The organism is Psychrobacillus sp. (assembly GCF_056205495.1).
In genome coordinates, this window is record NZ_JBAEAP010000021.1 from 1 (window position 1) to 10331 (window position 10331).

11 protein-coding genes and 1 riboswitch are annotated in these 10331 nt (G+C 37.8%); of the genes, 10 read left to right on the forward strand and 1 reads right to left on the reverse strand.

The features are described from left to right. The 10 genes from AC06OU_RS00540 to AC06OU_RS00585 all read left to right on the forward strand — a co-directional run. The coding region (locus tag AC06OU_RS00540; RefSeq protein ID WP_475853381.1) for an aminotransferase class I/II-fold pyridoxal phosphate-dependent enzyme at positions 1-1093 on the forward strand (1093 nt) is incomplete at its 5' end. Positions 1094-1268: 175 nt separating this feature from the next. After that, positions 1269-2186 (forward strand): hypothetical protein, encoded by a 918-nt coding sequence (locus AC06OU_RS00545; RefSeq protein WP_475853382.1) that lies wholly within the window; start codon positions 1269-1271, stop codon positions 2184-2186. 311 nt (positions 2187-2497) lie between these two features. Further along, a riboswitch (SAM riboswitch) is annotated at positions 2498-2611 on the forward strand. 93 nt (positions 2612-2704) lie between these two features. Then, the gene (locus tag AC06OU_RS00550; RefSeq protein WP_475853384.1) at positions 2705-3514 is read left to right on the forward strand and encodes a MetQ/NlpA family ABC transporter substrate-binding protein; all 810 of its coding nucleotides are present in this window, start codon (positions 2705-2707) and stop codon (positions 3512-3514) included. A gap of 343 nt (positions 3515-3857) precedes the next feature. Next, positions 3858-4877 (forward strand): methionine ABC transporter ATP-binding protein, encoded by a 1020-nt coding sequence (locus tag AC06OU_RS00555; RefSeq protein ID WP_298471744.1) that lies wholly within the window; start codon positions 3858-3860, stop codon positions 4875-4877. Next, positions 4874-5545, forward strand: a complete 672-nt coding sequence (locus AC06OU_RS00560; protein ID WP_475853386.1) for a methionine ABC transporter permease — start codon at positions 4874-4876, stop codon at positions 5543-5545. The genes AC06OU_RS00555 and AC06OU_RS00560 overlap by 4 nt, the downstream gene beginning before the upstream one ends. Before the next feature lie 60 nt (positions 5546-5605). Then, the gene (locus AC06OU_RS00565) at positions 5606-6748 is read left to right on the forward strand and encodes an alpha-hydroxy-acid oxidizing protein (RefSeq protein ID WP_475853387.1); all 1143 of its coding nucleotides are present in this window, start codon (positions 5606-5608) and stop codon (positions 6746-6748) included. 164 nt (positions 6749-6912) lie between these two features. Continuing rightward, positions 6913-7467 (forward strand): SLOG family protein, encoded by a 555-nt coding sequence (locus tag AC06OU_RS00570; protein ID WP_475853389.1) that lies wholly within the window; start codon positions 6913-6915, stop codon positions 7465-7467. Continuing rightward, entirely contained in the window at positions 7464-8048 is a 585-nt protein-coding gene (locus tag AC06OU_RS00575; protein WP_475853390.1) for a branched-chain amino acid aminotransferase, read from the forward strand. The genes AC06OU_RS00570 and AC06OU_RS00575 overlap by 4 nt, the downstream gene beginning before the upstream one ends. Before the next feature lie 173 nt (positions 8049-8221). Then, positions 8222-8851 (forward strand): spore coat protein, encoded by a 630-nt coding sequence (locus tag AC06OU_RS00580; protein WP_475853392.1) that lies wholly within the window; start codon positions 8222-8224, stop codon positions 8849-8851. 125 nt (positions 8852-8976) lie between these two features. Further along, a complete protein-coding gene (locus AC06OU_RS00585; RefSeq protein WP_475853393.1) occupies positions 8977-9639 on the forward strand; it encodes an HAD family hydrolase in 663 nt (220 codons plus the stop codon). A 292-nt stretch (positions 9640-9931) separates the two neighbouring features. On the opposite strand, the gene AC06OU_RS00590 is transcribed toward AC06OU_RS00585, so the two are convergent. After that, on the reverse strand, positions 9932-10331 hold a 400-nt coding region (locus AC06OU_RS00590; protein WP_475853395.1), incomplete at its 5' end, for a HisA/HisF-related TIM barrel protein.

The window sequence follows — 10331 nt, forward strand, 5'->3', positions numbered from 1 at the left end:
GGCTGTGGCTGAAGGAAGAGATGTGATAAATCTTGGACAAGGTAATCCAGACCAGCCCACACCGGACCATATTGTAAAAGCATTATCAAGTGCTGCTAAAAACCCTCAATCTCATAAGTATTCTCCATTCAGAGGAATAAACGAGTTGAAGCAAGCAGCGGTAGATTTTTATGCACGCGAATACAACGTAAATTTGGATCCTGATACAGAAGTCGCTATTTTATTTGGAACTAAAATTGGTTTGGTTGAACTGCCTTTGGCTTTGATGAATGAAAACGAGTTAATGCTTCTTCCAGACCCTGGTTATCCAGATTATTTATCAGGTATTGGTTTAGCCAATGTCCAATTTGAAACAATGCCACTGTTAGAGAAAAATAGTTTTCTGCCAGATTACGAGCAGCTTTCTACAGAACAAAAAGAAGCTGCTAAACTAATGTATTTAAATTATCCTAATAATCCCACTGGAGCTTCTGCCACTTTAGAATTTTTTCAAGAAACGGTAGATTTAGCGAAGGAAAATGATATAGCCGTTGTACATGACTTTGCGTATGGAGGTATTGGGTTTAATGGAAAAAAACCAGTTAGCTTTTTAGAAGCAAAGGGTGCAAAGGAAATCGGTATTGAAATGTATACACTCTCTAAAACATATAATATGGCTGGATGGCGTGTAGGCTTTGCTGTCGGTAACTCTAAAATTATTGAAGCTATTAATATTATGCAAGATCATCTTTTTGTCAGTCTCTTCCCTGCGGTTCAGTCTGCAGCCGCCGAGGCTTTAAACGGCTCTCAAGAATGTGTGGACGAATTAGTCGCACTCTATGAAAAAAGAAGAAATATTTTCATAGAGGCATGTAGAAAAATTGGATGGAACGTAAAAGCTCCAGAAGGCTCTTTCTTTGCTTGGCTTCCAGTTCCAAACGGCTATACTAGCGAGGAATTTGCAGACCTTCTTTTAGAAAAAGCTGATGTTGCAGTCGCTGCTGGAAATGGCTTCGGTAAGCATGGAGAAGGTTATGTTCGGGTTGGGCTATTAGTTGATGAGGATAGACTCGTCGAAGCGGTTGAAAGAATAGAAAAGCTACAGCTTTTTTAACAAGTAAATCAGTTTCTCCTTTTAAATTAATCAGTTGGTATTAAAGAATTTGTGAAAGAATGTATTTAAACTAACGCTCGAGGTTAGTTTAATGAACTCGAAACCTATATTAATTTATATCAAAACAGGAATGTATTTTATGTTATAATTGGTTAATTATTGTAGGAGGTAAAAAATGAAAAAAAATATATTTATAGCGATTGTATTTACTTTAGTAGCGATGTTTACCTTCTCCATCACATCAGAAGCTTCATCTACACAAGTTATGTGGGGGAAAACAGAATTAAAAAAAGGTCAGATTGGTAAAGTAACACTTTACGCAGATGTAGCAACATATAAGCCTGATGGCTCTAGAGGAAAGGTGTTACCAGCAGGTGGAGAGTATCGTGTCTATACATTTCGTACAGATATATACGGAGGAGAATACGGTCTAGGGGACGGATTGTTTGTCAATATGTACAGTGCTTTGAAGTATGAAACGCCTTCTAAAGCAAAACTTGCATTACTAGTAGATTCTTCTACACAAGTTATGTGGGGGAAAACGGAATTAAAAAAAGGGCAGATTGGTAAAGTAACACTTTACGCAGATGTGGCGACATATAAGGCGGATGGCTCTAGAGGAAAAGTGTTACCAGCAGGTGGAGAGTATCGTGTCTATACATACCGTACAGATTTATACGGAGGAGAATACGGTCTAGGGGACGGATTGTTTGTCCATATGTACAGTGCTTTGAAGTATGAAACGCCTTCTAAAGCAAAACTTGCATTACTAGTAGATTCTTCTACAAAAGTTATGTGGGGGAAAACGGAACTTAAAGCAGGACAAATCGGAAAAGTTACAATCCTTAAGGAAACTACTTTATTTAAGGTAATTAATAGTGTTGATGGTGGCGAACCTGGTCTTGAACCTATCCGACAATTAATGCCTAACGAAGAATTCCGAGTGTATTCAGCTAAACAACCACTTGATGGATATGTTCCCATGTATGGTCTAGGTGGTGGGTATTATATTGTACAAAACAATACCATGTTAAATGGAGTTTCTGTAAAGTATGAAACGCCATCTAAAGCAAAACTTGCATTACTTAATTAAAATAGTAGTATAAAATGCACATAAAAAGTGAGCTTGGAGAAACATTTTCCAGATCACTTTTTATGTGCATTTTTAAATCACCCCTTACCTTTAACATAACCATAAAAATAAAGTGTAAAGCTAAATGTAAAGCTTTTAAATGCTTACATCTTAGTATTTCCAAATCACTCACTTATGTATAATTATTTATATAATTTTGTATTTGAATTTTTCTAAACAATTATACAAATGTTAAAATAACTATTGACTTCAATAGAGTAGTGTAGTAAATTTTTTCTATAGTAAAAACGAAAAACTTAATAGATTATTATCTCTTATCAAGAGTAGCTGAGGGACTGGCCCGTTGAAGCTCGGCAACCATCTATACTAAAAAAGTATAGAAAGGTGCTAAATCCTGCAAAACATTTTGTTTTGGAAGATAAGAGAGGACAATACATATTTGTGTGCCTCTCTTTCTTTTGAAAGAGAGGCTTTTATATTTATTCGTTTTTATTAATACATATTCAGGAGGAATTACAATGAAGAAATTTAGCTTAGTGTTATCAGGAGTTTTATTAACAGGGTTGCTCTCGGCTTGTGGTGATGATGCTACATCAGGACCATTAGATGAAAATAAATTAGTAGTTGGCGTTACGTCAGGTCCACATGAACAAGTTACTGAGGTTGTTGCGGAAGTTGCAGCACGTGACGGTCTAGAAATTGAGATTAAGGCTTTTTCAGATTTCGTACTTCCAAACACAGCTCTTGATGAAGGAAGCTTGGACGCAAATAGTTATCAAACTCTACCTTTTCTTGACTCATTCAACGAAAATAATGATACAGAGCTAGTACCAGTTGCTGAGACTATTTTACTTCCAATGGGCGTTTATTCTGAAAAGTATTCATCCTTCGATGAATTGCCTGATGGAGCAACTTTTGGGCTACCAAACGATCCGACACAAGGAGCACGTGCTTTAGACATCTTAGAAGTGAATGGTTTTATCAAAGTTAAAGAAGGTAAGAAAGGAAATGCTTCTATTCAAGACATTGAAGAAAATCCTAAAAACCTTGAGTTTATAGAATTAGAGGCTGCTCAAATAGTAAAACAGCTTAGTGAAGTCGATGCAGCAGCAATCAATTCCAATTATGCTTTGGAAGCTGGTATTAACCCTGGAGAAGAATCTATTTTGTTAGAGTCAGCAGATTCACCATACGTTAACCATATTGTTGTTCGTAAGGAAAATGAAAATGACCCTGCCATTCAAAAATTCATTAAAGCATACCATTCAGACGAAGTTAGAGAATTTATTGAAGAAGAATTCCAAGGCTCTGCACTAGCAGGTTGGTAAATAAGAAAAGCGCAGGCGCCTATCTCTGCCCCGACAGGCAAATGGGAAAATGCGAGGAGGCAGGTCCACTGCCACCGGAGTATTTTCCTATTTGACCCCGAGGGGCAAGGCGCCGGAGCTAGACATCAAGAAAAGCATAGGCGCCTATCCCTGCCCCGACAGGCAAATGGCTAAAAAGTGAAGAGGCAGCTCTTTTCCTACCGCAAACGCTCTTTTTACGACGAGTTTGCGCAGAAATAGGTTTTGACCATTTGACCCCGAGGGGCAAGGCGCCGGAGCTTGATATCAAGAAAAGCGCCGGCATCTATGTCTGCCGGCGTTTTTTTAGAAAGGAAGATCATTCATGATAGTTTTAGAAAATATTACAAAAGAATTCAACAGTAAAAGCAGTACGGTTAAGGCTGTTAATAACGTAAGCATACACGTAAAAAAAGGTGAGATTCATGGAGTTATAGGCTATAGCGGTGCAGGGAAAAGTACGCTCATTCGCTGTGTCAATCTATTAGAGAAACCAACATCCGGAAAAGTATACATAAACGGCAATAACATTACCCCCCTTCCCCCGGCGAAGCTACGTATGGTACGAAATAAAATAGGAATGATCTTTCAAGGATTTAACCTTCTAAAAACAGCAACTGTTTATGATAATATTGCCATTCCATTAAAGCTACTCGGCTATGACAAGACAGAAGTAAAAAGTAGAGTAGAAAAATACTTAGAAATAGTTGGTTTATCTGATAAGTATAAAAGCTATCCAAACCAGCTTTCAGGAGGGCAAAAACAACGTGTCGCAATAGCAAGAGCCCTTGCACAGGAACCCGAAGTACTATTAAGCGATGAAGCAACAAGTGCATTGGATCCTGAAACTACTGATTCCATTTTGGATTTGCTATTAAAAATAAATAAAGAGTTGGGTATCACTATTCTACTAATCACCCATGAGATGAATGTCATTCAAAAAATATGTGATCATGTGTATGTAATGGAAAAAGGAGAGGTTGTTGAAGCAAACACTGCGATTAACCTTTTTACAAAGCCAAAGCATCCAACTACAAAGAAGTTTTTAAGCACAATCAGTCAACGAAATCTATCCCCTTCTCTAATTTCTCAGCTCCATGTAACGGGTGCTGTTACACGTTTAACATTCGTTGGTGAGAGCACGGGTAAGCCCTTATTAGCAGAGGTTAGCCAAAGATTTGAAGTCCAGCCTAATATATTAACCGCCAATATCATTGAGTTGAAAAATGGGATTGTTGGTAATATTGTCATCCATTTAGTCGGAGACCCGGACCAAGTACAGTCTGCAATCCAATTTTTAAACGAACGCGGTGTTGAAACAGAAAACTTGGAGGTGCACTCATGAGTGGGATTGAACAATTTACCAATCAATGGCTCCCATTAATCGGAAAAGCCACCATAGAAACATTCCAAATGGTCGGGATTTCTTTGTTAATCTCCATCCTAATCGGTATTCCCTTAGGTATACTGATTGTTTTAACGAGACCTGGGCAAGCATTACAAAATGCAATCGTTTACCAGTTAAGTAACCTTCTCATAAATGTTATTCGTTCTATACCATTTATCATTCTATTATTTTTCATCCTACCATTTACGAAATTCCTTGTAGGTACGACAATCGGAGTGAAAGGTGTTATCGTTCCACTAGTTATCTATACAGCGCCCTACATCGCTCGTCTGATGGAGTCCGCACTTTTGGAAGTTCAAAATGGAGTAATTGAAGCTTATACAGCCATGGGGATTAAAACACGTTACATTATATGGCATGTGCTACTGCGAGAGGCACGACCATCTATCATATTAGGATTAACGATTGCAACGGTAGGATTAATAGGAGCAACTGCAATGGCTGGCATGGTCGGCGCTGGTGGTTTAGGAGATTTAGCTTATCGTTATGGACATTTACGTTATGAAACGGATGTTATGTATGTCATAGTAGTGATCTTAATTATTTTAGTTCAAGGCATTCAATCTCTCGGCAACCGACTAGCTGCAAGATTAAAAAAGGACTAATTAAGAAATCCATTCATATTAAGAAAGTTTTAAACTAGCACTCCACGAGAGGTGAATACATTGAGCAACGCTAAAAATAATGACCTACTATTGGGTAATATAGATAATAATGAACAGTACCCAATTGACTTTAACGAATTAGAGAAGGCTGCAAAAGAAACATTAGAGGCTGGTCCCTTTGGTTATATTCGATCATCTGCTGGTGGAGAAGAAACCTATCGAAAAAATATAAATAGTTTTTCGAAGTACTCAATCGTTCCACGATTTTTAAATGATGTATCTACACTAAATACCGAAGTAACCATATTTGGTAAAACTTATCCTCACCCCCTATTCATTGCTCCAGTTGGAGTAAATAAAATTGCACATGAAGATGGAGAAGTTGCTGTGGCAAAGGCTGCAGCTAATTATGAGTTTCCTTACATACAAAGTACTGTGTCAAGCTTTTCTATTGAAGAGATTGCTGCCGCAACTCCCGGAAGCTCTAAATGGTTCCAGCTATACTGGTCATCTAACAAAGAGATAGCATTTAGCATGGCTAAACGCGCGGAAACTGCCGGTTATGAAGCAATTGTCCTAACAGTAGACACGGTTATGCTAGGTTGGCGAGAAGAAGATATTCGAAACCAGTTCTCTCCTTTAAAGCGTGGCTTTGGCCAAGGTAATTATGCTTCAGACCCTGTTTTTATGGCTGCCTTACCAGAGCATTCTCAGGAGGCTATCGTTGATAGTATTTTAGAGAATATATATCATCCTACCTTGAACTGGAATGATATTTCTGAGCTAAGGAAACACGTTTCTCTTCCAATTTTGATTAAAGGGATCCTCCATCCAGAGGATGCCAAGCTAGCAGTTGAACTAGGAATAGACGGCATCATTGTCTCTAACCATGGTGGACGGCAACTGGATGGCGTTATTGCAAGTATTGATGCACTTCCTGGTATTGTAAAAGCTATTGATGGAAGAATTCCTGTTTTATTTGACAGTGGTATTAGACGAGGCTCAGATGCTGTAAAGGCTCTAGCTCTTGGTGCCTCTGCTGTATGTATCGGTCGCCCCTTCGTTTGGGGGCTAGCTACTGGAGGACAACTAGGTGTAGAAAGGGTCCTAGAGAATTTCCTGCAAGAGACAAAGGTTTCTATATCCTTGGCTGGTGTTCGTAATATGAAAGAACTCCAGCATCTTCTGGTAGTAAAAAGCTAAAAATTGTAAGCCCCATTCCGTGGAATGGGGTTATTTATTTACACAAAATTTTATAAAGTTGGAGTTATATATAACTGTTACACTTACTTCTTTGCATTCATTTGAGTTTATGAGAAAATATAGCATAAAGTCAAACTACATAAGAAATTAAAGAAGGTTGAAAAATGATTACAAGACTATTAATAACAGGATACAAAGCACACGAACTAGGGATATTTAATGATAGCCATCCTGGAGTTCCTATTATAAAAAAAGCGATTGAGAATCAAATGCGTGCCCTCCTTGATGAAGGACTGGAATGGGTTATTCTTAGTGGACAGCTAGGCGTGGAAACATGGGCAGCAGAGCTAGTAGTGGAGCTAAAGAAGGAATTCCCACACCTAAAATATTCTATTATTACACCCTTCTTGGAACAAGAGAAAAATTGGAATGAGCAAAAGAAGGAAAACTATAAGAGGCTTATTTCACTTGCTGATTTTCATACAAGTGTGACAAAAAAGCCTTATGAGGCGCCGTGGCAATTTATCGAAAAAAATAAATTTCTTATTAGAAATACAGATGCAATGTTAATCATTTATGATGACGAAAATGAAGGATCACCAAAATTTATTAAAAAACTTGCTCAAAGTTATGCAGAAAATAATAACTACCCTATAATTAGTATTGACGCATACGACTTACAAGTAATTGCAGATGAAGAAAGGAACGATTATATATGATAAAAAAGAAGCTAACTCAAAAAATTACGGAAAATGCAGGAGGAAGTCTCTCACTGACGAAAGAAGAGCACGACTATGCTTTAACTAATGAACTTTTATCAGAAGCGACTGGTATATCCGTAATCGAAAGCGACAAACTATTTGAAAATGCTATCATTGAAAGATTCGATAAAGAAACAGAGGAATTAATCTCAAAAGAATCTAACGCCTTTTTAAAAACTCCTATTACTCATTTTAAAGAAAAAATGAACGAATTTATGTACTTAGAGACTCCTCATTTCGAAACATTAAGTGTAGACGCTATCGCCTTTGAGTACGATGAAGTATTTGAAGTGTATACAGCCATGTTTGGACTATCCGTACAAAAGAAACACGGAGACGCACTAAAAGCATATTTGAACGAACACTTTGATGGAAAAGCAATGAATTACAGTGTCATGTTCTCTGCTGGAGATGGCCTGTGGGAAGTCAATCTACCTTTAAATTATATTGACGGATTTAACACGAATTATACAATAGAAGAAACATACCAGTTTTTGTATCGCTTCCTGTTCTCATTAGTAGCTTCGACCGAAAACTAAATGCATGCATAATCGTGATCCCCCAAAATCACGATTATTTTATTTCAAAAGTGTTACAGGTGCCTGGCACCTGTAACACTTTCTTTTTAACTGAGCGTGTATACATATTTTTGTTTGTTCTGTTCACACTAATCGAGATGTTTCAATACATCTTAATGGAGGAGGAGAATAGATTGGATAACACATACAGTCAAAATCACAGTGAAACGATGAATGGGCAAACGGTTGTACCTCATTTTAATCATGGTGCACACGAATTAATGGACGTACATGAGGTATTGTCTGCAGCAATCGGTGCATTAAACTTGAGCACCATTTTACGTCCACACGTGAAGGATCAGGAATTATTAAGCATTCTAGACCGTCAATATGCTTTTGCTTTAGATGAGTATAATATGCTGGTGGAATGCTTTAAAACTGGGAAAGACCCTTCACATCGCACTGCATCTTATAAGATGGCAACGCAAAATGATTTTACTTATGGTCTAAAACCGTCATCACAACCTAAAAAACCTATCCAAAGTGCTTCAGAGATAAATGACGAAATGATCTCCGGTTATTTGTTAACCTCTGCAAAAACAGCTGCTGCTGGTAAGGTACCTGCTGCACTAGAGGCTACTAACCCGGTTGTGCGAAGAGTCCTGCAGGATTCAATTCCTAACTGTATCGAGATGGCTTATGAGCTTTCCATTTATCAAAACAAGCATGGGTATTACCAAGTACCTCGCTTCGAAGAACAAACGATGGAACAAATTTTAAACACGTACGGTACTGCTCAAGGTCCAATGTACAAAATGCAATAGTAACCTGAATAAGCGCTTTCTGATCCCTTAAGGACGGAAAGCGCTTATTCTTAATAGTATTTTTGTCTTTCCTCACCCTTTTCCAGTATAATAAAATAAAGCCATATTAATGAAAAGGTGAAGATATGCAAGTTGCTATTTTTGATTTTGATGGAACATTATATGAGGAAGAGACATTCAAGCTGCTAATGAATCACTTGAAGGTACACCCAAAGTATCATCCGCAATATAAACGTTTTTATAGATCCATCGTCCCTCCCTATATTGCCAATAAACTCAAGCTTTACCCAACTACGAGTATGAGAAAACGGTCCATGCAATTATACTTAGAGGCTTTTGAAGGAAGAACACAAGATGAGATGTATCAATACTTTGACGAATTAAAAGAGCAAATGCAGCAAAGCTTCAATAAAAAGGTTTTAGAAAAATTGAATGCTCACCAGCAAGAAAATGTACATATTTATCTAGTCTCAGGTGCTTATACCCAATTTTTAGAACGTGTCACGGAAGGAATTTCATTTACCGAGATCATCGGAACTGAAATCATTTATAAAGATAACTATGTGTATACAAAGACTCCACTAGAGCATGTAAATGGCGTGATGAAGACGAAAAAGCTTTTAGAAAAGCTAGAAGGCCAAGAAATAGATTGGGTAAACAGCTACGCATACGGAGATAGCTATTCAGATTTACCCGTCCTTGAATTAGTCGGGAATCCTGTAGCTGTAAAGCCTGAGGAAAAACTTCGAACTGTTGCCCAAGAACGAGGATGGGAAATACTTAAATAGAGAAGCTTTTATTTTAAACAGACTCACATAAATTCGTGCCAACACAGCCTTAAAGCTATCTAATCAATGATGATTGGATAGCTTTTTTATGTGACCGACCGATTTTTCTCAATAACCGACCGATTATTTGGCAGAACCGACCGATTTTGCTCAGAAACCGACCGATAATTGGACGGGACCGACCGATTACGCCGACAAACCGACCGATTGTCAAATATATAATAAAAATTAACATGTATTTCTATCAAAAAAAGACCTGCTAAGAATTAATCCTTAACAGGTCCTCCGAAAACTACATTCTCACATTAATATCCTTCTTATATAAGTAATCTTTAATCTCCGAAATAGTATAGTCCCCATAGTGGATCATCGAGGCTACTAAAGCAGCATCTGCTTTTCCATCCGTAAATACTTCTTCGATATGGTCTAAAGTACCGGCGCCACCAGATGCAATAATTGGCACATTCACTTTTTCAGATAGTAGTTTAATAAGCTCGACATCATAGCCATTTTTCATACCGTCCTTATGAATACTTGTACAAATAATCTCTCCTGCGCCAAGGTCAGTTGCTTGCTGTGCCCACTCTACTACATCCATTCCTGTTTTCTCATGTCCTGAATGTGTATATACTTCCCATCTGATAATTTCATTGTTCTCATTATAAATTGGCATGGCATCCAATCCTAGCACC

Excerpts from the sequence above, each read along its gene's own strand:
- AC06OU_RS00545 (WP_475853382.1), top strand. The coding sequence starts at position 1,269 with ATGAAAAAAAATATATTTATAGCGATTGTATTTACTTTAGTAGCGATG.
- AC06OU_RS00550 (WP_475853384.1), top strand. The coding sequence starts at position 2,705 with ATGAAGAAATTTAGCTTAGTGTTATCAGGAGTTTTATTAACAGGGTTG.
- AC06OU_RS00555 (WP_298471744.1), top strand. The coding sequence starts at position 3,858 with ATGATAGTTTTAGAAAATATTACAAAAGAATTCAACAGTAAAAGCAGT.
- AC06OU_RS00560 (WP_475853386.1), top strand. The coding sequence starts at position 4,874 with ATGAGTGGGATTGAACAATTTACCAATCAATGGCTCCCATTAATCGGA.
- AC06OU_RS00570 (WP_475853389.1), top strand. The coding sequence starts at position 6,913 with ATGATTACAAGACTATTAATAACAGGATACAAAGCACACGAACTAGGG.
- AC06OU_RS00575 (WP_475853390.1), top strand. The coding sequence starts at position 7,464 with ATGATAAAAAAGAAGCTAACTCAAAAAATTACGGAAAATGCAGGAGGA.
- AC06OU_RS00585 (WP_475853393.1), top strand. The coding sequence starts at position 8,977 with ATGCAAGTTGCTATTTTTGATTTTGATGGAACATTATATGAGGAAGAG.